Raw genomic sequence first — 24,031 nt, forward strand, 5'->3', positions numbered from 1 at the left:
CCGGCGGTGATACGATAGCGGCGTATTGGATCGCCTTAAGGAAGACGTTGTGTCCCTGCCCGTCGTTCTCATGCTGACGACCGTGCCCGATGCGTCATCGGCGGAAAAGCTCGCGCAAGACGCGCTCGAGCTGCGCCTGGCCGCGTGCGTCACCGAACTCGGGAAGGTCCGCTCTCGCTATCGCTGGAAAGGTGCGGTCGAGACGGCCGAAGAGATCCAATTGTTGTTCAAGACCAGCGCTGCCCGCTCGCTCGAGCTGGAGCGATTCATCGCGGCGAACCACCCTTACGAGACCCCCGAACTGCTCACGTGGCAGGCCGATGCGTCGAACGCATACGGGCAATGGGTGGGCGCCGAAACCCATCGACCGACACATGTTTAAGCCGCTTCCGAACTTTTCCCGCGTACTTGCACGCGCCATGGTGTTTCTCGCCGCATGCGTCGCGCTCGGAGCGGGGCTCGCACAGACGGCACACGCCGACGATTTCCTCGATCCGTCGGTAGCGTTTCGCTTCAGTGCCGACGAAAAGCCACAAGAAGTCGATGTGCACTTCAAAGTCGCCGACGGCTACTACCTCTACCGCGAGCGCTTTCAGTTCGCGGTGAAAAACGGGACGGCTACGCTCGGCGCCGCGCAACTGCCGCCAGGTCACGTCAAGTTCGATCCCACTTTCAACAAGAACGTCGAGACGTACCGCGGCGATCTGAGCGTTCGAGTGCCCGTTCAATCGGCCTCGGGACCGTTCGACCTCGTGGTGACCTCTCAGGGTTGCGCAGACGCCGGTATCTGTTATCCGCCCGCCCAGCACGTCTATCACGTCGAAGGCGCCGCGTTGAGCGCGCAGACGGGCAGCGCCGGCCAGACGGCTGCGCCCGCGGTGCAGCGTGCCTCATGGTATGAACGGGCGACGAGCGCGGACTACGCTCAATCGCTGTTGCAAGGCGGCAGCTTCGCCGCTACCGTCGGCCTGTATTTCTTGGCGGGGCTCGTGCTGAGTTTGCTGCCGTGCTCGTATCCCATGATCCCGATCGTTTCGGCGATCATCATCGGCCAAGGTGCCGGGGTCACGCGCTCGCGCGGCTTCGCGCTGTCGCTTGCCTACGTGATCGGGATGTCGCTCGTGTACACGGCGCTTGGGATCGCGGCCGCGCTCGTCGGACAATCGCTCGGGGCTTGGCTGCAAAATCCATGGGTCCTCGGCACGTTTGCCGTGTTGCTGACCGCCTTTGCGTTGACGCTGATCGCCGGCGTCGATCTCGTGCTGCCGCAGCGTTGGCAGGACGGGGTCTCGCAGGCGTCGAGCCGTCGCAGCGGCGGAACGTTCGCGGCGGTCGCGGCGATGGGCGCATTGTCGGCGCTCGTCGTCGGTGCTTGCATGACGGCGCCGCTGTTTGCCGTTCTCGCCTTTATCGCTCACACCGGCAATGCCGTACTCGGCGGCGCCGCATTGTTTTCGATGGGGCTCGGCCTCGGGGTGCCGCTGCTCGTCATCGGCTTGGGAGCGGGAACGCTGTTGCCCCGTGCCGGAACCTGGATGGAGGGCGTGAAGGTCTTTTTCGGCGTGGTATTGCTGGCGGCGGCGCTTTGGATCGTTTGGCCCGTGCTGCCTTCCACGGCGCAGATGCTGCTCGGCGCACTCTGGCTATTGATCGCCGCTGCCGCGTTGGGGCTGTTCACGCCGAACGCCGGCGGTCCGTCCATCTGGCGCCGGTTGGGACGCGGGTTCGGCGCCGCACTCGCGATTTGGGCGGCCGCGCTACTCGTGGGTCTCGCCGCGGGGTCCGGCGACCCGCTGCATCCGCTGGCAGTGCTGGCGGCCCGTACGGACGGAGTGCCGTCCGTGGCCGGCGGCACCGGTCAGTCGGATGCGAGGTTCGCGCCGGTCCAGTCGAGCGAAAAGCTCGATGCGGTACTCAAGACCGACAGCAAGCCCGCGATGCTCGATTTTTACGCGGACTGGTGTGTCAGTTGCAAGGAAATGGAGCGCTTCACTTTCGCCGATAAGCGCGTGCAGGCGCGCCTTGCTCAGTTGCAGTTGCTACGCGCCGACGTCACCGCGAACAACGCCGACGATCAAGCGTTGCTCAAGCGTTTCGACCTATTCGGTCCGCCGGGCATTATCTTTTTCGATCGAAACGGAAAAGAAGTCCTGCGCGTCGTCGGTTACGAGTCGGCCGACACATTCTTGCGCAGCCTAGATCGGATCGCGCCTGTGCTGAGCTAGGCAGCCCAGGCGCCCATCCGTCGCTCGCTAGTGCGGTATGCCGTGCTTACTTCTGAGCACGCAGCAGCCGGGCCGCATCGAGCGCGAAGTAGGTCAGTACGCCATCCGCACCGGCACGCTTGAACGCCAGCAGCGATTCCATCATCACCTTGTCGTGATCGAGCCAGCCGTTTTGCGCGGCGGCCTTCAGCATCGCGTACTCGCCGCTGACTTGATAGACGTAAGTCGGAAAGCGGAATTCGTCCTTCACCCGGCGCACGATGTCGAGGTACGGCATGCCCGGCTTGACCATGACCATGTCGGCGCCTTCGTCGATGTCCATGCGCACCTCGCGCAGCGCCTCGTCGGAGTTCGCCGGGTCCATCTGGTAAGTCATCTTGTTGCTCTTGCCCAGGTTCGTCGCGGAGCCAACGGCGTCGCGGAACGGACCGTAGAACGCCGAGGCGTACTTGGCCGCATACGCCATGATGCGCGTATAGATATGCCCCTCGCTTTCGAGCATTTCGCGCAGCGCGCCGATGCGGCCGTCCATCATGTCCGACGGCGCGACGATATCCACACCGGCTTCCGCCTGGGTCCGCGCCTGCTCGACGAGAATTTCGACGGTTTCGTCGTTGAGCACGTAGCCGGCTTCGTCGAGCACGCCGTCCTGCCCGTGGCTCGTGTAGGGATCGAGCGCGACGTCGGTCAGCACGCCGAGTTCGGGAAAGCGCTTCTTCAGCTCGCGCACGGCGCGCGGAATCAGGCCCTCGGGGTTCGCCGCTTCCCGGCCGTCCGGCGTCTTCAGCGTGGGCTCGATCGCGGGAAATAGCGAGAGTACGGGCACACCGAGTTCGACACATTGCTCGGCGACCCCCATCAACAGGTCGACCGATACGCGCTCGACGCCCGGCATCGAGGCAACGGCTTGGCGGACGTTGTTGCCGTCGACGATGAATACGGGGTAGATGAGATCGTTCGTGGTCAGTGTGTTTTCTCGCATGAGACGCCGAGAGAAATCGTTACGGCGCATGCGGCGAGGGCGGTGATGCGGATAAAAGCTCATAGAGGGCGAAATCGCTATCGGGTGAGGGAAACCGCCGGGCGGCCGGCACAAAAACTTTTGCAAACAATGGTATATGATAGCGATCGAGCGAAGCCCGTGCCTTCAAACGAACGCACGGCGCGGATCTCCCCGCTTCTCCTCCCTGAGCGGGTGCCTGTCGTTTTTTCGATTAGGCTGTTCAACCCGCCGAGATTCGGCGGGTTTTTTTATCGCGATTCTTCGTAGTTTTGGTCGGTCGCCGCTGCGACCACGTGTCGCACTCGCTGAGCTTCGGTAGCGAGCGCGGCGCTCGTTACGCGGCCGTACCGGTGTCCTTCCCAGCCGCCTCGCCGGCAAGCCAGCCTTCGAGACGCGCATGGGCTTCGTCCAGGCCGATGCGTTTGAGCGCGGAGAACAACTGCGCCGAAAGCTCACCCTTGAAGCCGGCGGCGCGATATTCGGCGAACCCCTTTTCGGTCGCGCGCAGCGCATTCACGCTTTCCTGGCGCGTCAGTTTGTCGCACTTCGTCAGTAGCGTGTGGATCGGCTTGCCCGTCGGCGCGAACCACTCGATCATGCGCCGGTCGAGGTCGGTCAGGGGGCGGCGCGAGTCCATCATCAACACCATGCCGCGAAGCTGGGCGCGGCTTTGCAGGTACGTCGAGAGCAGCGCTTCCCAGTGCGCCTTGGCCGCGCCCGGCACTTCCGCGTAGCCGTAGCCCGGCAGGTCGACGAGGTAGCCGGCCGGCTCCGCTTCCGGTCCGACGCTGAAGTAATTGATATGCTGCGTGCGGCCGGGCGTTTTACTCGCGAAGGCGAGCCGCTTTTGATTGCACAGGATATTGATCGCCGTCGATTTGCCCGCGTTCGAGCGGCCCGCGAAGGCGATTTCGGGCTGCACGGTGGGCGGCAGATCGCGCAAGTGATTGACGGTCGTGTAAAAGCGGGCTTGGTGCAGCAAGAAGGCCATGGCGAGACAGGAAGGAGAGTGCGGAAATGCGCCGGATGGCGGCGCGGACGAGGCGGCGGGCTTGCCCGACTGGCGTCTTGGCGAATAGCGAGTTATTGTACAATACGACGGTTTACTGGAGACCGATCGAAGTGTTTGTCAAGCGCTTCGTCACTTATGGCCGTGCGACGTTTGGCGGTAATCGGTTGCTGTCGTTTTTGCATTAACCTCTCGGGAGACCGCCAGGCCGCTTGGCGATTCCGACGTCCGCAAGGGCGGCGTCCGGATGCGGGCGCTGGGGGACACTCTATTCTCACAAGACGAAACCGGGTGTGCGAATGAATCGACTGTGCAAGTCTATGAAGGTGCTTGAGGTCGTAGCAGCAGCGGGTTTGTTGAGTTTGGCGGCACAAACGAGAGCGGCGGACACACCTAAGCCGGACGTGAATCGAGGGCAAGCGATCGCGACCCAAGTGTGCGCCGCTTGCCACGGAGCGGACGGCAACAGCGCGACCGGATCGTTTCCGAAACTGGCGGGGCAGCAGCAGGCGTACCTCGTCAAGCAGTTGAAAGACTTCAAAGTGCAACCGGGCGCGAAAGCGGCCGCGCGCAACAATGCCATCATGACCGGTATGGCGGGTGCGCTCTCCGACCAGGACATGATCAACGTGGCCGCGTATTTCGCGAGCCAAACGCCGAAGGCGGGATTCGCGCATGATCCGGCCGCGGTGCAGGAAGGGCAGAAGATCTACCGTGGCGGCATCGCCGAGAAGAACGTGCCGGCTTGCGCCGGCTGCCACGGGCCGACGGGAATGGGTATTCCCGTGCAGTACCCGCGTTTGTCGTGGCAGTGGTCCGATTACACGGTCACGCAGCTTCATGCGTTCCAACAGGGCGCCGGAGCACGTAACAACAGCGACGTCATGCATGGCATCGCGGCGCGGCTCTCGGATAACGAGATCAAAGCGGTTGCCGACTACATCGCCGGCCTGCACTGAGCACCACCGGGAACGACCGATAGCCGGGTCTCCCGGCGAGAAAAAGAAGGGTGGGAGCGTCACCGCCGGAGGCGGTGGCCCTCACCCTTTTTTGCTGTAAAGAGTTGCATATTGCCGGGGCCATCGCCGCACGAGGGGCCGGTCGATCGCGAAGGATGAGGCTGGAGCGGCGTCGAAGCACGCGTTCCGGCCGACGGGAGTTTGAATGAGCGTTAGTACGTCTGGGTATGAGTTGAAGTCGGACCGCCGGGTCCTCAAGCATGTGATCGAGCTGCTCAGTTCGATGCGCTTTGCTATCGCGCTACTTGTCGTGCTGGCGATCGCCAGCATCGTGGGCACCGTGCTCACGCAGGACGACCCGTATCCGAATTACGTCAATCAGTTCGGTCCGTTCTGGGCCGACATCTTCCGCGCGGCCGGCCTCTACACGGTGTATAGCGCGTGGTGGTTCATGCTGATCCTCGGCTTTCTGATCGTGTCGATCTCTTTGTGCGTCATACGCAATTCGCCGAAGATGGTCGCCGACATGAAAAGCTGGAAGGACAAAGTGCGCGAAGGCAGTCTGCGCGCTTTCCATCACAAGGCCGAGTATGCCGCCGGCACAGCGCGCGCCGAGACGGCGCGGCGTTTGTCGGCGCTCGCGGGCAAGCGGGGCTACCGCTACGTCGTGCGGGAGTCGGAAGGGGCGACGCTCGTGGCCGCGAAGCGCGGCGCGCTCTCGAAGATCGGCTATATCTTCGCCCACTTGGCCATCGTCGTGATCTGTATCGGCGGGCTCATGGACAGCAACCTGCCGATCAAATTCCAAATGTGGCTGTTCGGCAAATCGCCGATCTCGACGAGCGCGGTCATCAACGATATTTCCTCGGCGCACCGGCTCTCGCAGTCGAATCCGACTTTCCGGGGCTACGCCTGGGTGCCCGAGGGGCAGCACGTCTCCACCGCCATTCTGAATCAGCCGACCGGCTCGCTGATTCAGGACCTGCCGTTTTCGATCGAGCTCAAGAAGTTCATCGTCGACTACTACTCGACGGGCATGCCCAAGCTGTTCGCCAGCGATATCGTCGTTATCGATCATGCGACGGGCAAGCGTATCCCCGCGCGCGTCGAGGTGAATAAGCCGTTCGAATACGACGGCGTATCGATTTATCAATCGAGCTTCCAAGACGGTGGCTCGCAGATGTCGATGACGGCTTGGCCGATGACGGGCGACACGACGAAGACGATGCCGGTCACCGGAGCGATCGGTAGCTCGGCGCCGCTGTCGGCCTCGATGCCCGGCGTGAACGGCCAAACCGTGGAGTTCGCCGATTTTCGTGCGATCAACGTGGAAAACGTCACGAACGGCAGTGGGCAGAACGACGCGCGCGGGGTCGTGGTTCACCATTCCGTCGAGCAGATGCTCGATGCAAGGCTCGGCTCGGGGGCCAAGTCGTCGAAGCAGGTAGATCTGCAAAACGTGGGGCCGTCCGTTCAGTACAAGATTCGCGGCACCGACGGGCAAGCACGCGAATTCAACAACTACATGTTGCCCGTCGAGGTGGACGGTGCACGTTATTTCCTCGCGGGCATGCGCACGACGCCGAACGATCCGTTCCGCTATCTGCGCATCCCGGCCGACGATCGAGGCGGTGTAACGGGATGGATGCAACTCCGGGCAGCGTTGGCCGACGCCGGCTTGCGCGCGCAGGCGGCTCACCGGTTCGCCCAGCGTTCCGTCGCCGATTCGAATCCCGAGTTGCGCGCCCACCTCGAGGAGAGCGCCGCGCGCGTGCTCAACCTCTTCTCGGGCGCCGACGGCACCGTGACGAGTATGGCACCCGGCGCAACGCCGGGCGGCTTCCAGTCGATTGCCTCGTTCATCGATCATTCCGTACCGAAGGGCGAGCAGGAAAAAGCGGCCTCGCTCCTGCTGCGCATGCTCGAAGGCTCGACGTGGGATTTGTGGCAGCTCGCGCGCGAGCGAGCAGGCGAGCCCGACGTTCAGCCCACCGCCAGCGCGAGCCGTTTCGTGCAGGATTCTATCAATGCGCTTTCCGATAGCTTTCTGTACGGATCTCCGGTCTTCTTGCAGCTTGATTCGTTCAAACAGGTACAGGCGTCGGTGTTCCAGCTCACGCGGGCACCGGGTACGAAAGTGGTGTATCTTGGCAGCTTGCTGCTGGTCGCGGGCATCTTCTCGATGTTCTACGTGCGCGAGCGGCGACTCTGGTTCTGGCTCAAAGACGCGGCAACGGGCACGACCGTCGTCATGGCCATGTCGACGGCTCGCAAGACGCTCGACTTCGACAAGGAATTCGCAACGATGCGCGACGCGGTCGGCGCCACGCTCGGTGCGCAGGCGCACGATGCTCCGGCATTCATGCACTCCGGCGCGCAAGCCGGCGCGCAATTGCCGGCGCTCGATGCGGCGATCGAATCGTCCTCCGGCTCGCAAGACTCATAATCGGTATTCATCATGGACCTGACCCACGCTTCTCGCTCCAGCCCCGCCGCCGGTACGGCCGCCGGTGTGCTGGATGAACGATCGTTCCTGCGCCGCCTGGGCGCATTCGATTGGCTGTTCGCGCTGCTCGTGGCGGGCGGCGCCGGCTTCGCTCTGTCCCGCTATCACGCGTACATGAACTACTACGACAAGCTCGTGCTCGTGTGTGCGGTGCCCGCGCTCGTCGTGCTCGGCTGGCGCTGGAAGCCGGTGCGCTTGCTGGCCGTCGGCATCGCCGCGCTATCGCTGCTGGCGCTGCAGATCTATCACGGCGATTTGGCGCGCGCCGACTCGGCCTTTTTCCTGAAGTATTTCCTGTCGAGCCAGTCGGCCATTCTTTGGATGAGCGCCTTGTTCATCCTCGCCACGCTGTTCTACTGGATCGGGCTGCTGTCGCGCTCGCCGTCGGGGGCCGCGATCGGATCGTCGCTGACATGGTTCGCGGTGCTGATGGGCTTCACGGGGATGATGGTGCGCTGGTACGAGTCGTACTTGATCGGCGCCGACGTCGGACACATTCCCATCTCGAACCTTTACGAAGTGTTCGTGCTCTTCTGCCTGATCACGGCGCTGTTCTACCTGTATTACGAGCGGCATTACGCGACGCGGGCGATGGGCGCATTCGTGCTGCTCATCATCAGCGCAGCCGTGGGCTTCTTGATGTGGTACTCGGTCGCGCGTGACGCTCAGCAGATTCAGCCGCTCGTCCCGGCGCTGCAGAGTTGGTGGATGAAGATTCACGTGCCGGCCAATTTCATCGGTTACGGTTCGTTCGCGCTCTCCGCGATGGTCGGTGTGGCGTATTTGCTGAGCGAGCGCGGCATCCTGACCGATCGGCTGCCCTCGCTCGTCGTCCTCGACGACGTCATGTACAAGTCGATTGCCGTGGGCTTCGCCTTCTTCACCGTGGCGACGATTCTCGGCGCGCTCTGGGCCGCTCAAGCTTGGGGCGGCTACTGGAGCTGGGACCCGAAGGAAACCTGGGCGCTGATCGTGTGGCTCAACTACGCGGCATGGTTGCATATGCGCCTGATGAAAGGCTTGCGCGGCTCGGCCGCCGCTTGGTGGGCACTGACCGGCCTTATCGTGACGACGTTCGCGTTCCTGGGCGTGAACATGTTCCTGTCTGGGCTGCACAGTTACGGCAAGCTGTAACGGACGCGCCTCGCGCCGATTTCGATCGCGCCCCGTCACGAAGAAACCGCCGCAAGGTTGCTCCTGCGGCGGTTTTTTTGTTCGTCGACGGAATGGGGTGCATCCAAACGGTGTTGGCGGCGGTATATAGGGCAATGGGGCAGCGGCCCGGTTTCTTTCATCAGGAGCAGCATCGTGTTGATCAAGCGAGAGCAGCGCATCATCTTGGCCGGCGACGATATCGCCGCGAGCGAAATCACCCCGCGCGCGGTGTTCGAGAACCGGCGGCGTGTTCTGCAGGCGGCGGGGGCTGCGAGCTTGGCCGCGGCCGGTGGCGTGCTCGGCATGAGCCGTGCCGCGTTCGGCGCCTATGCGTCGCCCAATCCCAAAGCACAAAAGCTTGCCGCCGCGACCAACGCCAAATTCGTCGTGCCGGAAAAAGTGACGCCGTACCAGGACGTCACGACCTACAACAATTTCTACGAATTCGGCACGGGCAAGAGCGATCCTTCCGAAAACGCAGGCACGCTGCGCCCGCACCCGTGGCGGGTCAGCGTCGAAGGCGAGGTGAAAAACCCGAAGGTGTACGACATCGACGAGTTGCTCAAGCTCGCGCCGCTCGAGGAGCGTGTCTACCGGCATCGCTGTGTGGAAGGGTGGTCGATGGTGATCCCTTGGGTGGGCTACCCGCTCGCGGAGCTGATCAAGCGCGTGCAACCCACGAGCAACGCGAAGTTCGTGCAGTTCATCACGCTCGCCGACCCCTCGCAGATGCCCGGCATCGCCGATCCGATCCTCAATTGGCCGTACTCGGAAGGGCTGCGCATGGACGAGGCGGTCAATCCGCTGACGTTGCTCACCATGGGCGTGTACGGCCAAGTGCTGCCTAATCAGAACGGCGCTCCGATTCGCGTCGTGTTGCCGTGGAAGTACGGATTCAAAAGTGCCAAATCGATCGTCAAGATCCGCTTCGTCGATAAGCAGCCGCCGACGAGCTGGAATGCGTATGCGCCGAACGAATACGGGTTTTATTCGAATGTGAATCCGACGGTCGACCATCCGCGTTGGAGCCAAGCCACCGAGCGGCGCATCGGCGAGGACGGCTTTTTCCAACCGAAACGCAAAACGCTGATGTTCAACGGCTACGGCAATCTCGTCGCTTCGATGTATCAGGGCATGGACCTGCGCAAATACTTTTGAGCGAAAACGGAGCGCTTCATGTCTGTAGATTCCCAAACGGTGAGCGCCGGCGAGACGCGAAACGCCCGCGTGGCGCCGAGGGCCCGCCCGGCAGCGGCCGGGGGGCTGCGAGCCGGCCTGCAACGGTGGATGGCGCCGGCCAAGATCGGCGTCTTCGTCGCCGCGTTGTATCCGCTCGCCCGTATCGTGCTGTTCGGTCTGACCGATCGTCTCGGGGCAAATCCGATCGAGTTCATCACGCGCTCGACGGGCCTTTGGACGCTCGTATTCCTGTGCATTACGCTCGCTGTCACGCCGCTGCGCAGGCTCACCGGTATCAACGAGTTGTTGCGGTTCAGGCGGATGCTCGGGCTGTATGCGTTCTTCTACGCGGTGCTGCATCTTACGACCTACGTCTGGTTCGATAAGTGGTTCGACGTGGCCGAGATGTTCAAGGACATCGCCAAGCGTCCGTTCATCACGGTCGGCTTCCTGGCTTTCGTTCTATTGATTCCGCTGGCGGCGACATCGCCGCGCGCGGCCGCGCGTAAGCTCGGAAGACGTTGGCAAACGCTGCACCGCGCGATCTATGCGATAGCGGTGCTCGCCATCTTGCACTTCTGGTGGATGAGGGCCGGCAAGCACGATCTGATTCTGCCCAAGACCTACGGCGCGATCGTTCTGGTACTGCTCGGCTGGCGCGTGGCGGTGTGGGCCGCAGCTAAGTTTGCCGAGCGCAAGCGAGCGTGACGGTTTGCCGATAGATAAAAGCAAAAGGCCGTCGCATCGCGACGGCCTTTGTTCGAGCGCTGTTGGCGTTGTTGGCGCGCTTAACGCGCTTAGCGCGGCAGGATCGATTCGCCGGCAAAAAGCTCGGGCACCGTTTCGCGCGCGCGAACGAGATGGATCTCGCTGCCGTCGACCATGACCTCGGCCGCTCGCGGCCGCGTGTTGTAGTTCGAGCTCATTGCGAACGAGTAGGCGCCGGCCGAACGAATCGCCAGCAAATCGCCGGGCTCGATCGCGAGGGAGCGGTCCCGGCCGAGCCAATCGCCGCTTTCGCAGACCGGGCCCACCACATCGTAGACGCGCGGCGCGTCTTGCCGCGGCACGACGGGATCGATCGCATGATAGGCCTGGTACATGGCGGGCCGAGCGAGGTCGTTCATGGCGGCATCGACGATCGCGAAGTTCTTTTCGGCACCCGGCTTCAAAAATTCGACACGCGTCAGCAAGATGCCTGCGTTGCCCGTCACCGAGCGCCCCGGCTCGAAGAACACTTCGCGATGGCCGTGACCGCGCGCTTCGATGCGCTCGAGCAGCGTGCGCACGAACAAGCCCGTATCGGGCGGCGTCTCGCTCGAGTAGGTGATGCCCAAGCCGCCGCCGACGTCGATATGACGAATCCGCACGCCGTCGGCTTCGATTTGCGTCACGAGGTCGAGCACCTTATCGAGCGCGTCGATGTAGGGGGCGATCTCGGTGATCTGCGAGCCGATGTGGCAATCGATCCCGACGACCTCGAGATGCTCGAGGGCCGCGGCCGCACGGTAAGCCGCGCGCGCTTCGTCGAAAGCGACGCCGAACTTGTTCGCCTTGAGCCCCGTGGAAATATAGGGGTGCGTTTTCGGATCGACGTCGGGATTGACGCGCAGCGAGATCGGCGCCTTTTTGCCGAGTTCGCCCGCGACGGCGTTCAGCCGGTCGAGCTCGGCGATCGACTCGACATTGAAGCACTTCACGCCGGCGTTAAGCGCTTGGCGCATCTCGTCCGCGCTTTTGCCGACGCCCGAGAACACGATGTCTTTCGCCTGACCGCCCGCGGCCAGCACCCTGGCCAACTCGCCGCCGGAGACGATGTCGAAGCCGGCGCCCAAGCGGGCGAAAACATTCAGCACGGCCAGATTCCCGTTCGCTTTGACGGCGACGTGCACGCAAGCCCGATGCCCCTCGCAGGCTTTCGCATAGGCTTGATACGCCTCGGTCAATGCGGCTCGCGAATAGACGAACAGGGGCGTGCCGAAGCGTTCGGCAAGCGCGACGGCGCTGACGCCTTCGGCGTGCAGCACGCCGTCGACATAGGCAAAGGCGGATTGAGACATGCGAAAGTCCTGCGTTCCTGCGTTATTGATCGGGGGCGGGGCTCGATGCGGCGGCCGGCGCGGCCTCGCTGCCGGCCTTGGGCGCGGTGCCGAGCGAATCGGCCGGTGCAAGCGTGATCGGTGCCTGCGCGTCGCGCGCGGCGGGTTTCTCAGGCAGCGGAGGAACGCTCGGCAGGTAAAGCGGCCCGCGTTGACCGCATCCGGTCAGCGCCGCGCTTGTCGTAACGGCCAAAGCCGCTACAATCGCGCTCATCCTGAAAACGACTCGCATGACTGTATCTAATGAGCTGTGAGTTCAACCGGCGGAGTTTAGCATGACCGACAGCGACTACCTTTCCCGCGCGGAAGCCGTGCTCTCGAGCATCGAAGCGGGCGTCGACGATAATACCGCCGACATCGAACTCGATCGTAGCGGCAACGTGCTGACGCTCGAATTCGAGAACGGCTCGAAGATCATCGTCAACCTGCAGCCCCCGATGCAGGAGATCTGGATCGCGGCGAAGGCCGGCGGGTTCCACTTCAGATTCGTCGATGGACGTTGGCTCGATACGCGCAGCGGCCGCGAGTTTTTCGAGGCGCTCTCCGATTACGCGACGCAGCAAGCCGGCGAGCCCGTGACGTTCGCGGCTTGAGGCGAACCCTCGGCGTCTCGATCAGTCGCTCGCGGCCCCCGTCCTCCATGTCCCGCTGCGCCTACTGAGCGGGGGCCGGCTGCGCAGCGGCGGGCGGCTCGTCGTAGTGCCCCGTTGCCGCGGGTGCCGCCGTCTCTCCATCCGAGCCCGATTGCGCAGCGCCCGCGTGCAGCGCGGCTTCACTGATACCGACCGTCGAGACGAAGCCTTGCCCCGGCAAGAACGAATCGAAGTACAGTTCGCCGCCGATCGTCGCGACATCCGACGGCATCGGCATCTCATACTCGGGCACGCCTTTGAGCGCCTGGCGCATGTAATCCATCCATACGGGTAGCGCAACGCCGCCGCCCGTCTCGCGATCGCCGAGACTGCGCGGCGCGTCGTAGCCGATCCACGCGATGGCCGCGAGCGAGTGCTGATAGCCCGCAAACCAAGCGTCGCGCGAATCGTTCGTCGTGCCCGTTTTGCCGGCGAGGTCCTTCCGTCCGAGTTCGTTCGACTTCGCTCCCGTCCCGCGTTGCGCCACGCTTTGCAGCAGGCTCGTCATGACGTAGTCGTTGCGTGCGTCGATCACCCGCGGCGCATCGCGCTCAGCCACGATCGGCTGCGCACGTGCCAGCACGACGCCGTCCAGATCCGTGACTTCGGAAATCAAATACGGATTGACGCGGTAGCCGCCGTTCGCGAATACGGAGTAGGCGCCCGCCATCTGCAATGGCGTGACGAGCCCCGCGCCGAGTGCCATCGGCAAGTATGCCGGATGCTTGTCCGCATCGAACCCGAAGCGTGTGATGTACTGCTGCGCGTAGTGGGTGCCGATATGCGACAAGATTCGGATCGACACCAGATTGCGCGACTTTTGCAGCGCGGTGCGCATCGTCATCGGACCGTCGAAGCGGCCGCCGTAGTTTTTCGGCTCCCAGGGGCGCCCGCCCGTCTCCGCGGCGCTGAAATAGAGCGGGGCGTCGTTGATGATCGTCGCCGGGCCGAGTCCTTTGTCGAGCGATGCCGAATAGATGAACGGCTTGAAGCTCGATCCGGGCTGGCGCCATGCTTGCGTCACGTGATTGAACTTGTTCTTGCCGAAATCGAATCCGCCGACGAGGGCGCGGATCGCGCCGTCGCTCGGCACCATCGACACGAACGCGCCCTCGACTTGCGGCAACTGGACGATCGACCAGACACCGGCATCGTTTTGGGTCAGACGCACGATCGCGCCGGGGCGCATGCGAGCGGCACTTTTCCCTTTGGCGGCGAGCGAGGCGGCGGCGAAGCGCAAACCGTCGCCGCTGACGATCGCCTCGGCGCCGTCGGCGAGGACAGCCCGCACTTGCGTCGGGTCGAGCGCAACGACGACGCCGGCGGCGATGTCGCCATCGTCGGGATATTTTTCGAGCGCCGTCGCGATGGCGTCGGCGCGCTTGCCGGGGTCGGCCGGTAGTTCGACGTACGCCTCGGGCCCGCGATAGCCGTGGCGCGCGTCGTAGCTCGTGAGGCCCGCGCGCAACGCGCGGTAGGCGGTGTTCTGATCGCCCGAATCGATCGTCGTGACGACACTGAGACCTCGGGTGTACGCCTCGTCGCGGTATTGGGCGACCATCGCTTGCCGGACCATCTCGGCCACGTACTCGGCGTGTACGCTGAATTGCTGTGCCGGGGCCGACAGGGTGGTGAGCGGTTCGGCAACGGCGGCGTCGTACTGCGCGCGCGTGATGTCGCGCAACGCCAGCATGCGTTGCAGGATGTATTGCTGGCGCAGCTTCGCGCGAGCGGGATTGACCACGGGGTTGTAGGCCGACGGCGCTTTCGGCAAGCCGGCGAGCATCGCCGCTTGCGCGAGTGTGATGTGGGCGATGTCCTTGCCGAAGTAGATCCGCGCAGCCGACGCGAAGCCATACGCGCGCTGCCCGAGATAGATCTGATTCATGTAGACCTCGAGAATCTGATCCTTCGTCAACTCGCGTTCGATCTTGTACGCGAGCAGCATCTCGTAAATCTTGCGCGTGTAGGTCTTCTCGCTCGACAAGAAGAAATTGCGCGCCACTTGCATCGTGATCGTGCTCGCGCCTTGCGTTGCGTGGCCGTTGGTCAGCGCGGCCACGCCCGCGCGCACGACGCCGGCCAAATCGACGCCGCCGTGTTCGTAGAAGCGGGCATCTTCGATCGCGAGAATCGCTTGCTTCAGATAGGCCGGGACTTCGTCGATATGCACGACGTCGCGCCGCTCCTCGCCGAACTCGCCGATCAAGACGTGATCGGCCGTGTAAATGCGCATCGGCACTTTCGGGCGGTAGTCGGTCAGCGCATTCAGCGCGGGCAGCCGCGGCGTGGCGACGACCAGCGCGTAAAGCAGCACGAGCGCGCACGCGACGGACACGAACGCCGCCGCGCCTAGGCACCAAAGCAGAGCTCGCGTGAACCAGCGGCGACGCCGGCGGGGCGTGGGCGGCGTGGGCGGAGGAGACGACGGCGGGAGGGGAAGCGGCTGCGAATTCATAACGAAACTGACGTGCGATGGGCGCGATTATAGCGGCGTAAGGTGCAGCTTTCGATTGGCTTAATGGACGATGGGCATTCGGTTGCCTTGAGGAAGCAGGGCGAGCGCATTGGCCATCCGGCCGAATGTCCGCGTCGGCCCGCGCTGCGCACAATTGCCCGCAATCGGCCGTTACCGCCGCTCATCTCGAGGGCCCGGCCGTTGTCGAGGAGATGCCATGTCGATCAGAAACATCGCGCCGTGCCCTATGCGCCGCTTCGCAGCCGGCATCGATATCGCACCGCTCGAGGTGCGTGTAGTCATTGCCAGCCGTGCGCGTCGAGGCAGGCGGCCGGTCGGCGTCGAATGGATCGGGGTGGCCCCGCTGGCGTCCGGCAACGTATCCGGCGCGCATCTGGTCGAGCGCGCGGCCGTCACCGAGGCCCTGTCCTCGCTATGCGCGCGGTGGCCGCGCCGGCGTGCCATGCGCGGTATGCCGTGCGCGATGGGGATTCCTGCCGGGGCTACCGCCGATTGCGCGGTCGCGACGAACCCGCATCTTCAAGCGCGCATCGAAGTGGCCGCGGCGGCGGGGATCGCGCTCGCCACCGTCGATAGCGAGCCGTCGGCCGCTTTACGCGCGCTCGTTCACACGGCCCAATGCACTTTGCGGCCGGGCGCGCGATTCATTGCGTTGTGGGCCGGCTATGACGGCGTGTACGGCTGGCGCGTGGCCGATGGGCAGGTGCTCGCGAGCGTGCGTTTTCCCGCCCGCGAGCACGCCGATCTGGAGTCGGCGCTCAGGACGTTGGCGGGCAACGAGGGGCTCGAGCGCGCGTTGGTCGGCGGTGAACTCCACTTGCTCGAGCGCGTCGGGCTTGCGCTCGCGGATATCGGCGAGTGCGTCGGTTGCAGCGTGGCTGCGTTCGAGTGCGTATCGTTCGCGGCGGGCGGCGGCATGCTCGCCCGGCATGCCGATTGGCGACGAGCCGCGGGATTCGCCGTGGCTTTCGGCCTGGCGTTGAGCGGGGTGGCCGAATGAGTTCGATCGCCGTGGATGGCGCGGCCTGGGCGGGCGCGGACGCGGACGCGTTTTCGGGCTTCGATGCGGCGGCGCCAGCGGGCCGCATGGCGCCGGCCGCGCGGCACCGGCGCCGCCACCGGCATTGGATCGAGTGCGCCGCGGCTACCCTTGCCGGGGCGTTGATCGCGATCGGCTGGGCGAGCGTCGGAGCGAACGACGAGGGGGCAAGCGCGCGACGCGCGTTGCTCGAGCGGGAGCTTGCCGGGTTGGCGACCCCGCTTGCCGAGGTGGCGCGCTTGGAACAGGCGAGCGCGGCCTCGCGCGCGAGCGCCGCGTTGGGCGTGGCGAGGGCTCGGCCCTATGTCCAGTTGCGCGCGCTGCTCGATGCGCTGAGTCGCGAGTCGCACGGGGGCGTAATCGTCACCCGTCTGCGGCAAACGCGCGAAGGCTTCGAGTTGCGGATCCTCGGTCAGGACAGCGGCGCGTGCGCCTCATGGATGGCGCGCCTCGCAAGCACGGGGGCGTGGCCGGGTGCGCAGATCGTCGAGTTGAAATTCGTCCCCGCGCCGGGCCGGGCTCAGTCCGCCGGGGCCGTGGAGGCTACCGTTCGGTTGCCGGCAGCCGTTTCGCGCCGCCCATCGCCGGCCGCGCGCGGCGATCCCGACGAGCGTTTGGATGAGCCCGCGCCGCGGGGGGAGCCATGACCGTCATCGTGCTGGATCGAATGATGCGTGCGATTCGCCGAGTGATCGTGCGTCCATCCTTCGCGCGGCGATCGTGGCGTGCGCTGTGGTGTCCGCCGCGACGATGGAGCGCCAGGCGGCGTCTGATGGCGTGCACGGCCATGGCATCGGGCTCGTTCGCGGTCGTGACGTACGCGTGGCGCGCGTTCGACACCGAACGCCGCTCGGCCGGGGCGCCGGCCCTCGAGGCATTGGAATCGCGTTTGCAGGAAAGCCGCGCCAAGGTGGCTCGGCTTGAGCAGATGCGACGCAGCGTGCGCGATGAGCCGCCCGCGGCACTGGCGGCGGCCAGTGCGCCCGGGGGGTACTGGCATGCCGTCGCCGAACTGGCATCGCGCAGCGGCGTGCAATTGCGCACGCTTTCGCCGGGGGCGGCAGCGAAGGGGCCACGCGCCGCCAAGGCGGACGGCGCCGCGCACTTGCTGCGCGTCGAAGGCCGGGCCGATTTCTCCGAGGTCCACGCGTTTTTGATGGGGCTTTCGTCGTTGCCGATATTGGTCGTGCCGGAAGCGGTCGATATCAAGCATGACAAGGGCGCGCTCGCGCTGGGCGCGACCTTGGGTATCTTCGAGATGCCGCCGGTGCGCGGCGAGCTTGCGGACGAGACGAGCGCGCCGGGACCGCACGCGGCGAGCGCGCAATCGAGCCGGCCGGCGCGAGATCCGTTCGCGGGCGGTGAAACCGCGCTTGGTACGACCGGGCCTTCGGGGCGATTAGTCGGTATCGTGCGAGATGCCCGGCGAGCGTTGGCGCTGTTCGAGGCGGCGAGCGGGGCCGGCGTGGTCACCGCGACGCCGGGGCAGGCAGTCGGGACGGATCGCCTCGTTGCGATCGATGCGGCGGGGGTGACGCTAGCCGGCGGCGGGCAAACGCGCAGAGTGCCGATGTCGGGGGAGGGGCAATGAACCGGCATGTCGAAAGCGCGCTGGCGTCGTTCGTCGCCCGGCTCCTGTCTACCTCGCTCGCGGCCTTAGCGGTATCCGCGCCTGCGTCGGCGGATTTCGCGCCGATGCCGCCGTTGCCCGCCGCGCTGCGTGACGACGATTCGGCCGCACACACCGCACTCGCCGCGCCGCCCTGGCCGAGCCTCGGCGAGCCGCCGCTGGACCCGGACCTTCGGCCGGCTGCGCTCGACGAAACCGATCCGGACTCGGAGGCCGGCGAATCGACGGCGCGGCCCGTCATCGGCGCGCCTGACGAATCGGCTGGTGCGCGAGTTGCCGCGGCCAGTCGCACATCCGATTCGGCGCCCCCGCTCGAGGGGCCGCCGGTGCCGCTTGCACCGGCGCCGCGAATGAGCGATGGCGCTCACGAGCACGCGGCGGCCGGGGGATCGGACGACGGCAAGCCGATTACGATGCGCTTCAAGCATGCGGAGATGGCGGACGTGCTCGACGCGTTCTCCCGCTTCACGGGCTTGAATATCGTCGCGAGCGAGCGGGTGCGCGGGCGTGTTTCGCTGAGCTTGACCGATGTGCCTTGGCGCGCCGCGTTCGATACGCTGCTCGACGCACAGGGCCTCGCGATGTCGCGGCGGGGCAACGTCATCTGGGTCGCGCCGCAGGCGGAGCTCGCGGCGCGCGAGCGGCAACGATTCGAGACGCACGCCCGCACGGCCGATTTGGAACCGCTCGTGAGCCGAACGTTCGCGCTCAGCTACCCGCGCGCCGAAGAGGTGCAGCGGCTGTTGACGGCCCCAGGCGCGCAGCGCGTATTGTCCAAGCGTGGCGCGGCCATGGCCGATGCGCGCACGAACTTGCTGTTCGTGACCGACCTTAAGGCACGTTTGGAGCAGGTGGCCGAACTCGTCGACACGATCGACCGGCCGAACCGCCAAGTGCTGATCGAGGCCCGCATCGTCGAAGGCGAGCGCGGATTCTCGCGCGAACTGGGGGCGCGGCTCTCGCTACGTTCGGCCGGCGGGGAGCCCTCCGGAGCGGGATCGGAGAGAGGCCTTGCGGGCGGACCCGAAGGCCATCTGCACGATCTCGCGGCCCGGGCGATCGCGGGCTTCGAAGCGGCCACGGCGGGGCTCACGTTGTTCGGGGCCGGCGCGACGCGCTGGGTTGCGGCCGAGCTATCCGCGCTCGAGGCGCAGGGGCACGGGCAGATCGTCTCGAGTCCGCGCGTGGTCACGGCGGATCGGACGAAGGCGCTCGTCGAGCAAGGGACCGAGCTGCCTTATCAAGCCAAGGTGCGCAACGGCGTCACGGGCGTGCAATTTCGCCGCGCGAGCCTGAAATTGGAGGTCGAGCCGCGCATCACCCCGCGGGGGCGCGTCATCCTCGATCTCGACATCGCCAAAGACAGCGTCGGCAAATCGACGGCCGGCGGCCCCGCGATCGACACGAAGCACGTGCGCACGACGGTGGAGGTGGAGGACGGCGGGACCGTCTCGATCGGCGGCATCTACGAGAGCCAAGATCGCGACGATGTGACGCGCGTTCCGCTGTTGGGCAAAATACCGTTGCTAGGGGCGCTTTTTCGCCATCGGGCGGTGCGCGAGCAGCGCAGCGAACTCGTTGTTTTCATCACCCCGCGGATCGTGCCCATCGATTGAGCGGCGCGCCTGGCGAGGCCGCGCGCACGGGCCGCCGGGCTCGACAAGGCGGCGGCTTTGCCAGTAAGCTGCGCCACGAACCATAGCCGATTGAACAGAGGATACCTTGCAAGAGCGGGGCGCCAACACCAACATTTTTTTCGTGGGGCTCATGGGGGCGGGCAAGACGACCGTCGGCCGCGCCGTGGCTCGCCGGCTCGGTCGGCCGTTCTTCGACAGCGACCACGAAATCGAGGCGCGCACCGGCGCCCGCATTCCCGTCATCTTCGAACTCGAAGGTGAGCCCGGGTTTCGCGAGCGCGAGACACAAGTCATCGCCGAACTCGCCGCTCGCGACTCGATCGTGCTCGCCACGGGCGGCGGGGCGGTCTTGCGTCCGGAAAATCGCGCGATCCTTCACGATCGCGGTCTCGTCGTCTATCTTCGAGCCAATCCGCACGATCTGTGGCTGCGCACGCGTAAGGACAAGAACCGGCCGCTGCTGCAAACCGAAGATCCGAAGGCCAAGCTCGAGGCGCTGTACAACGAGCGCGATCCGCTTTATCGCGAATGCGCGCATTTCATCGTGGAAACCGGACGGCCGTCCGTCAATGGGCTCGTGAACATGGTGCTCATGCAACTCGAGCTGGCCGGCATCACCAAACAGACACAGTCATGATTACCGTCAACGTCGACCTGGGCGACCGTTCTTACCCGATTCGCATCGGCGCCGATCTAATCGGTCAGACCGAATTGTTCGCGCCGCATATCGCGGGTTCCTCGATTACGATCGTCACGAACGAGACCGTGGAGCCGCTATACGGCGACGCACTGCGTGCCGCGCTCGCCCCGCTCGGCAAGCAGGTATCGACCGTTGTCCTGCCCGATGGCGAAGCGTTCAAGCATTGGGAGACGTTGAACGCCATTTTCGATGCGCTGCTGGGGGGGAAAGCCGATCGCAAGACGACGCTGATCGCGCTGGGCGGCGGCGTGATCGGCGACATGACGGGCTTCGCCGCGGCCTGTTACATGCGCGGCGTGCCTTTCATCCAAGTGCCCACGACGCTGCTTTCGCAAGTCGATTCGTCGGTAGGCGGGAAGACGGGCATCAATCATCCGCTCGGCAAGAACATGATCGGCGCGTTTCATCAGCCGCAAGCCGTCATCGCCGATATCGCCTCGCTGCGCACGCTGCCCGAGCGCGAGCTCGCGGCCGGCCTTGCCGAGATCATCAAAACGGCCGCTATCGCGGATGCCGCTTTCTTCGAATGGCTCGAGCAAAACATCGAGGCCCTCAACCGGCGCGAACCGGCCGCGCTCATGCATGCCGTCAAGCGCTCTTGCGAAGTCAAGGCGTCGGTCGTGGCGGCCGATGAGCGCGAGGGCGGTTTGCGCGCGATTCTGAACTTCGGCCATACGTTCGGTCATGCGATCGAAGCGGGCCTCGGGTATGGCGAATGGCTCCATGGAGAGGCGGTGGGTTGCGGCATGGTCATGGCAGCCGACCTGTCGGTGCGGCTCGGCTTGCTGGACGACGCGGTGCGCCGGCGGCTCGTTGCGTTGATCGAGGCGGTGCGGCTGCCCACGCGCGCGCCCGCGCTCGGCGATTCGCGCTATATCGAACTCATGAAGGTAGACAAGAAGGCCGAGGCGGGCACGATCAAATTCATCCTGCTCAAGCAACTCGGCGAGACGCTGATTACCGATGTTGCAGAGCCGGCATTGCGCGCAACGCTCGCTGCATGCCTTTGAGCCAATAGCTGCCAACGCGCTGCACGGCGCGCATGCGGGAGGAAACGATGAGCGCAGGGGTTGACCGAACGCGGCAAACGGCAACGACCGAGGTGCCTAGCGGCGAAGTGCATCAGGCACCCGTCGAACCGCCGACGCTAGCCATGTTGGAGGCGCATCTCGCGCCCTACGCCGCGCATTCCGCCACCTCGCGCGGCCGCCGATTTCCGGAAGCGCCGCCCTCGGCACGCACCGAATTTCAACGCGATCGCGATCGCATCGTCCATTCGACGGCATTCAGGCGGCTCGAATACAAGACGCAAGTTTTCGTGAATCACGAGGGCGACCTGTTTCGCACGCGCCTCACGCATAGCTTGGAGGTTGCGCAGATCGCCCGGTCGGTGGCCCGCAATCTGCGCTTGAACGAGGATCTCGTCGAAGCCATCTCGCTCGCGCACGACTTGGGACATACGCCGTTCGGCCATGCCGGACAAGATGCGCTGAACGAGTGCATGCAGGGGTATGGCGGCTTCGAACACAATTTGCAGAGTCTTGCCGTCGTCGACGAGCTCGAGGAGCACTACGGCGGCTTCAACGGGCTGAACCTGTGCTTCGAGACGCGCGAGGGCATCTTGAAGCACTGCTCGCGCGAGAATGCGCTCAAGCTCGGCGATTTGGGCGAGCGATTCTTGGCGGGCAAGCGCCCGTCGCTCGAAGCGCAAATCGCCAACATCGCCGATGAGATCGCCTATAACAATCACGATGTCGACGACGGTTTGCGCTCGGGCCTCTTGACGATCGAACAACTCGCGCAAGTCGAACTCTGGCAGACCCATTACGAGCAGGCCCAGCGCGAATATGCGCGGCTCGACGGCCGCCGGATGGTGCACGAGACCGTACGCCGGATGATCAACACGCTCATCGTCGATCTGATCGAAACGACGCGGCAAAATCTGGCCGCGCATGCACCCGCATCGCTCGATGCGGTGCGCTCGGCACCGCCGCTCGTCGCGCATAGCCGGGCAGTGGCCGCACAGGCGACCGAGCTCAAGCAGTTCTTGTTCAAGAATTTGTACCGGCATTACCGGGTCATGCGTATGGCGAGCAAGGCGCGGCGAGTGATTCGCGGATTGTTCGACGCCTTCAGCGAGGATGCGCGCCTGCTGCCGCCCGCGTATTTCGCGAACGATGCGGCCGCGCAGCCACGCCTGATCGCGCATTACATCGCGGGCATGACCGACCGCTACGCGCTCAAAGAGTATCAACGTTTGTTTGTCATCAACGATAACTAAAATCGTGCCCCGGTAGGGCGCACATGAACCGTGCGACGCCGCGATCGGGGCGATCGCGAGAGCACGGCGGTTTGGCGAGGGTTACCTTAGGAGAACTAAATGAAGAAGGGTTGCAAGACGATGGTTCGTTCGCTCGCGCTCGGCGCGGCGTTGCTCGTCGGGGCGAGTCAGGCGGCATTGGCCGCGACGGAGATCCAATTCTGGCATGCGATGGAGGCTGCACTTGGCGAGCGTTTGACCGACATCACCAACGATTTCAACAAGTCGCAAAGCGATTACAAGATCGTCCCGGTTTTCAAGGGAACGTACGATCAAACGCTTGCAGCCGGTATCGCGTCGTATCGCAGCGGCAATGCGCCAGCAATCTTGCAAGTCTACGAAGTGGGCACCGCCACGATGATGGCGGCGAAAAAAGCGGTTCTGCCCGTAACGGAAGTGTTCAAGCACGCGGGCGTGCCGCTCGATCAAAAGGCGTTCGTGCCCACCATCGCGAGCTACTACACCGATGCGAAATCGGGCGAACTCGTGGCCATGCCGTTCAATAGTTCCACGCCCGTCCTGTACTACAACAAGGACGCCTTCAAGAAGGCGGGCCTCGATCCCAACGCGCCGCCGAAGACCTGGGACGACGTGCGCGCCGATGCGAAAAAGCTCAAGGCGGCGGGGATGTCCTGCGGTTTCACCACGGGCTGGCAAGGTTGGATCCAGCTCGAAAACTTCAGCGCTTGGCACGGACTGCCGTTCGCGACGAAGAACAACGGGTTCGACGGACTCGACGCGACGCTCGAATTCAACAAACCCGAGCAGATCGCCCATATCCAATTCCTGCAAGACATGGTCAAGGAAGGTACCTTTACCTATGTCGGCCGCAAGGACGAATCGGTCTCGAAGTTCTATAGCGGCGATTGCGGCATCTTGACGAACTCGTCCGGTTCGCTGGCCACGATCCGCAAATACGCGAAGTTCGAGTTCGGCACCGGCATGATGCCGTACGACGCGAACGTAAAGGGCGCGCCGCAAAACGCGATCATCGGCGGTGCCAGCCTCTGGGTGCTCGCGGGTAAGGATCCAAACGTCTACAAGGGTGTCGCGAAGTTCCTGGCGTATCTCACGTCGCCGGCCGTGGCCGCGAAGTGGCACGAGGATACGGGGTACCTGCCGGTGACGACGGCCGCCTACGAGCTCGCCGGCAGCCAGGGCTTCTACGCGAAGAATCCCGGCGCGGATACGGCTATCAAGCAGATGTTGAACAAGCCGCCGCTGCCCTATACGAAGGGCCTGCGTTTGGGCAACATGCCGCAGATTCGCACGATCGTCGATGAAGAGCTCGAGCAGGTGTGGGCCAACAAGAAGACGCCCAAGGCGGCGCTCGATTCCGCGGTGGATCGCGGAAACGAACTCTTGCGGCGCTTCCAGCAATCGGCGCAGTGACCGGCGCAGTGACCGGCTTATAAACGCACGAGCGCGCGGGCGGCCAGTAGATCGTGGCCGCCCGCGC

The 24,031-nt window shown here is 64.7% G+C and carries 21 protein-coding genes; 16 read left to right on the forward strand and 5 right to left on the reverse strand.

What is annotated here, in order from left to right; translation table 11 throughout:
- Positions 1 to 55: 55 nt before the first annotated feature.
- Together cutA and dsbD are read left to right on the forward strand one after the other, a co-directional pair.
- A complete protein-coding gene (gene cutA, locus C0Z18_RS09355) occupies positions 56 to 382 on the forward strand; it encodes a divalent-cation tolerance protein CutA (RefSeq protein WP_199189424.1) in 327 nt (108 codons plus the stop codon).
- Complete coding sequence (gene dsbD / locus C0Z18_RS09360) at positions 375 to 2,225, forward strand: protein-disulfide reductase DsbD (protein ID WP_102645126.1); 1,851 nt, start codon at positions 375 to 377, stop codon at positions 2,223 to 2,225. Before cutA ends, dsbD begins: the two co-directional genes overlap by 8 nt.
- Positions 2,226 to 2,271: 46 nt before the next feature.
- Here dsbD and hemB read toward each other — a convergent pair whose 3' ends face one another.
- Both hemB and yihA read right to left on the reverse strand, forming a co-directional pair.
- On the reverse strand, positions 2,272 to 3,270 hold the full coding sequence (hemB, locus tag C0Z18_RS09365; RefSeq protein WP_102645127.1) for a porphobilinogen synthase: 999 nt from the start codon (positions 3,268 to 3,270) through the stop codon (positions 2,272 to 2,274).
- Between the two features lie 292 nt (positions 3,271 to 3,562).
- A complete protein-coding gene (yihA, locus tag C0Z18_RS09375; RefSeq protein WP_102645129.1) occupies positions 3,563 to 4,219 on the reverse strand; it encodes a ribosome biogenesis GTP-binding protein YihA/YsxC in 657 nt (218 codons plus the stop codon).
- 317 nt (positions 4,220 to 4,536) lie between these two features.
- Here yihA and C0Z18_RS09380 point away from each other — a divergent pair, with 317 nt between their 5' ends.
- The 5 genes from C0Z18_RS09380 (at position 4,537) to msrQ (ending at position 10,744) form a co-directional block, all read left to right on the forward strand.
- Positions 4,537 to 5,196: a c-type cytochrome gene (locus tag C0Z18_RS09380; RefSeq protein WP_102645130.1), complete on the forward strand. Its 660-nt coding sequence runs from the start codon at positions 4,537 to 4,539 to the stop codon at positions 5,194 to 5,196.
- Between the two features lie 205 nt (positions 5,197 to 5,401).
- Positions 5,402 to 7,642 (forward strand): cytochrome c biogenesis protein ResB, encoded by a 2,241-nt coding sequence (locus tag C0Z18_RS09385; protein ID WP_102645131.1) that lies wholly within the window; start codon positions 5,402 to 5,404, stop codon positions 7,640 to 7,642.
- Positions 7,643 to 7,654: 12 nt separating this feature from the next.
- Positions 7,655 to 8,836 carry a c-type cytochrome biogenesis protein CcsB gene (gene ccsB / locus C0Z18_RS09390; RefSeq protein WP_102645132.1) on the forward strand — a complete coding sequence of 394 codons (1,182 nt, stop codon included), beginning with the start codon at positions 7,655 to 7,657 and terminating at the stop codon, positions 8,834 to 8,836.
- 174 nt (positions 8,837 to 9,010) lie between these two features.
- On the forward strand, positions 9,011 to 10,015 hold the full coding sequence (gene msrP / locus C0Z18_RS09395) for a protein-methionine-sulfoxide reductase catalytic subunit MsrP (protein WP_102645133.1): 1,005 nt from the start codon (positions 9,011 to 9,013) through the stop codon (positions 10,013 to 10,015).
- A gap of 18 nt (positions 10,016 to 10,033) precedes the next feature.
- Entirely contained in the window at positions 10,034 to 10,744 is a 711-nt protein-coding gene (gene msrQ, locus C0Z18_RS09400) for a protein-methionine-sulfoxide reductase heme-binding subunit MsrQ (protein WP_102645134.1), read from the forward strand.
- An 89-nt stretch (positions 10,745 to 10,833) separates the two neighbouring features.
- On the opposite strand, the gene lysA is transcribed toward msrQ, so the two are convergent.
- Complete coding sequence (lysA, locus tag C0Z18_RS09405; protein WP_102645135.1) at positions 10,834 to 12,096, reverse strand: diaminopimelate decarboxylase; 1,263 nt, start codon at positions 12,094 to 12,096, stop codon at positions 10,834 to 10,836.
- Positions 12,097 to 12,118: 22 nt separating this feature from the next.
- Entirely contained in the window at positions 12,119 to 12,367 is a 249-nt protein-coding gene (lptM, locus tag C0Z18_RS09410; protein WP_102645136.1) for an LPS translocon maturation chaperone LptM, read from the reverse strand.
- Positions 12,368 to 12,410: 43 nt separating this feature from the next.
- Between lptM and cyaY the strand changes: the two genes are divergently transcribed.
- Positions 12,411 to 12,728, forward strand: a complete 318-nt coding sequence (gene cyaY / locus C0Z18_RS09415; RefSeq protein ID WP_102645137.1) for an iron donor protein CyaY — start codon at positions 12,411 to 12,413, stop codon at positions 12,726 to 12,728.
- Between the two features lie 61 nt (positions 12,729 to 12,789).
- Here cyaY and C0Z18_RS09420 read toward each other — a convergent pair whose 3' ends face one another.
- A complete protein-coding gene (locus tag C0Z18_RS09420) occupies positions 12,790 to 15,225 on the reverse strand; it encodes a penicillin-binding protein 1A (protein WP_102645138.1) in 2,436 nt (811 codons plus the stop codon).
- 217 nt (positions 15,226 to 15,442) lie between these two features.
- On the opposite strand from C0Z18_RS09420, the gene C0Z18_RS09425 reads away from it, so the two are divergent.
- The 8 genes from C0Z18_RS09425 to ugpB all read left to right on the forward strand — a co-directional run bounded on the left by C0Z18_RS09425 (position 15,443) and on the right by ugpB (position 23,964).
- Positions 15,443 to 16,246, forward strand: coding sequence for a type IV pilus biogenesis protein PilM (locus C0Z18_RS09425; RefSeq protein WP_146013976.1), 804 nt, complete (start codon positions 15,443 to 15,445; stop codon positions 16,244 to 16,246).
- Positions 16,243 to 16,932 (forward strand): hypothetical protein, encoded by a 690-nt coding sequence (locus C0Z18_RS09430; RefSeq protein WP_102645140.1) that lies wholly within the window; start codon positions 16,243 to 16,245, stop codon positions 16,930 to 16,932. The genes C0Z18_RS09425 and C0Z18_RS09430 overlap by 4 nt, the downstream gene beginning before the upstream one ends.
- Before the next feature lie 125 nt (positions 16,933 to 17,057).
- The gene (locus C0Z18_RS09435; RefSeq protein WP_158244214.1) at positions 17,058 to 17,876 is read left to right on the forward strand and encodes a hypothetical protein; all 819 of its coding nucleotides are present in this window, start codon (positions 17,058 to 17,060) and stop codon (positions 17,874 to 17,876) included.
- The gene (gene pilQ, locus C0Z18_RS09440; RefSeq protein ID WP_102645142.1) at positions 17,873 to 19,531 is read left to right on the forward strand and encodes a type IV pilus secretin PilQ; all 1,659 of its coding nucleotides are present in this window, start codon (positions 17,873 to 17,875) and stop codon (positions 19,529 to 19,531) included. Before C0Z18_RS09435 ends, pilQ begins: the two co-directional genes overlap by 4 nt.
- Before the next feature lie 151 nt (positions 19,532 to 19,682).
- Positions 19,683 to 20,189 carry a shikimate kinase gene (locus C0Z18_RS09445; RefSeq protein WP_102645292.1) on the forward strand — a complete coding sequence of 169 codons (507 nt, stop codon included), beginning with the start codon at positions 19,683 to 19,685 and terminating at the stop codon, positions 20,187 to 20,189.
- The gene (gene aroB / locus C0Z18_RS09450; protein WP_102645143.1) at positions 20,186 to 21,262 is read left to right on the forward strand and encodes a 3-dehydroquinate synthase; all 1,077 of its coding nucleotides are present in this window, start codon (positions 20,186 to 20,188) and stop codon (positions 21,260 to 21,262) included. The genes C0Z18_RS09445 and aroB overlap by 4 nt, the downstream gene beginning before the upstream one ends.
- Positions 21,263 to 21,405: 143 nt before the next feature.
- Entirely contained in the window at positions 21,406 to 22,533 is a 1,128-nt protein-coding gene (locus C0Z18_RS09455; protein WP_233217259.1) for a deoxyguanosinetriphosphate triphosphohydrolase, read from the forward strand.
- Between the two features lie 99 nt (positions 22,534 to 22,632).
- Complete coding sequence (gene ugpB, locus C0Z18_RS09460) at positions 22,633 to 23,964, forward strand: sn-glycerol-3-phosphate ABC transporter substrate-binding protein UgpB (protein WP_102645144.1); 1,332 nt, start codon at positions 22,633 to 22,635, stop codon at positions 23,962 to 23,964.
- The last annotated feature ends 67 nt before the right edge of the window (positions 23,965 to 24,031 follow it).

Source organism: Trinickia dabaoshanensis, assembly GCF_002879885.1.
GTDB classification, from domain to species: Bacteria; Pseudomonadota; Gammaproteobacteria; order Burkholderiales; family Burkholderiaceae; genus Trinickia; species Trinickia dabaoshanensis.

Bases quoted from the DNA above. Each gene is read 5' to 3' on its own strand.
- dsbD (WP_102645126.1), top strand. From the start codon at position 375: ATGTTTAAGCCGCTTCCGAACTTTTCCCGCGTACTTGCACGCGCCATG.
- C0Z18_RS09435 (WP_158244214.1), top strand. From the start codon at position 17,058: ATGGCGTGCACGGCCATGGCATCGGGCTCGTTCGCGGTCGTGACGTAC.
- C0Z18_RS09430 (WP_102645140.1), top strand. From the start codon at position 16,243: ATGAGTTCGATCGCCGTGGATGGCGCGGCCTGGGCGGGCGCGGACGCG.
- aroB (WP_102645143.1), top strand. From the start codon at position 20,186: ATGATTACCGTCAACGTCGACCTGGGCGACCGTTCTTACCCGATTCGC.
- pilQ (WP_102645142.1), top strand. From the start codon at position 17,873: ATGAACCGGCATGTCGAAAGCGCGCTGGCGTCGTTCGTCGCCCGGCTC.
- lysA (WP_102645135.1), bottom strand. From the start codon at position 12,096: ATGTCTCAATCCGCCTTTGCCTATGTCGACGGCGTGCTGCACGCCGAA.
- ugpB (WP_102645144.1), top strand. From the start codon at position 22,633: ATGAAGAAGGGTTGCAAGACGATGGTTCGTTCGCTCGCGCTCGGCGCG.
- C0Z18_RS09445 (WP_102645292.1), top strand. From the start codon at position 19,683: ATGGGGGCGGGCAAGACGACCGTCGGCCGCGCCGTGGCTCGCCGGCTC.
- lptM (WP_102645136.1), bottom strand. From the start codon at position 12,367: ATGCGAGTCGTTTTCAGGATGAGCGCGATTGTAGCGGCTTTGGCCGTT.
- C0Z18_RS09455 (WP_233217259.1), top strand. From the start codon at position 21,406: ATGTTGGAGGCGCATCTCGCGCCCTACGCCGCGCATTCCGCCACCTCG.
- ccsB (WP_102645132.1), top strand. From the start codon at position 7,655: ATGGACCTGACCCACGCTTCTCGCTCCAGCCCCGCCGCCGGTACGGCC.
- C0Z18_RS09425 (WP_146013976.1), top strand. From the start codon at position 15,443: ATGTCGATCAGAAACATCGCGCCGTGCCCTATGCGCCGCTTCGCAGCC.
- C0Z18_RS09420 (WP_102645138.1), bottom strand. From the start codon at position 15,225: ATGAATTCGCAGCCGCTTCCCCTCCCGCCGTCGTCTCCTCCGCCCACG.
- C0Z18_RS09385 (WP_102645131.1), top strand. From the start codon at position 5,402: ATGAGCGTTAGTACGTCTGGGTATGAGTTGAAGTCGGACCGCCGGGTC.
- C0Z18_RS09380 (WP_102645130.1), top strand. From the start codon at position 4,537: ATGAATCGACTGTGCAAGTCTATGAAGGTGCTTGAGGTCGTAGCAGCA.
- cyaY (WP_102645137.1), top strand. From the start codon at position 12,411: ATGACCGACAGCGACTACCTTTCCCGCGCGGAAGCCGTGCTCTCGAGC.
- hemB (WP_102645127.1), bottom strand. From the start codon at position 3,270: ATGAGCTTTTATCCGCATCACCGCCCTCGCCGCATGCGCCGTAACGAT.
- msrQ (WP_102645134.1), top strand. From the start codon at position 10,034: ATGTCTGTAGATTCCCAAACGGTGAGCGCCGGCGAGACGCGAAACGCC.
- yihA (WP_102645129.1), bottom strand. From the start codon at position 4,219: ATGGCCTTCTTGCTGCACCAAGCCCGCTTTTACACGACCGTCAATCAC.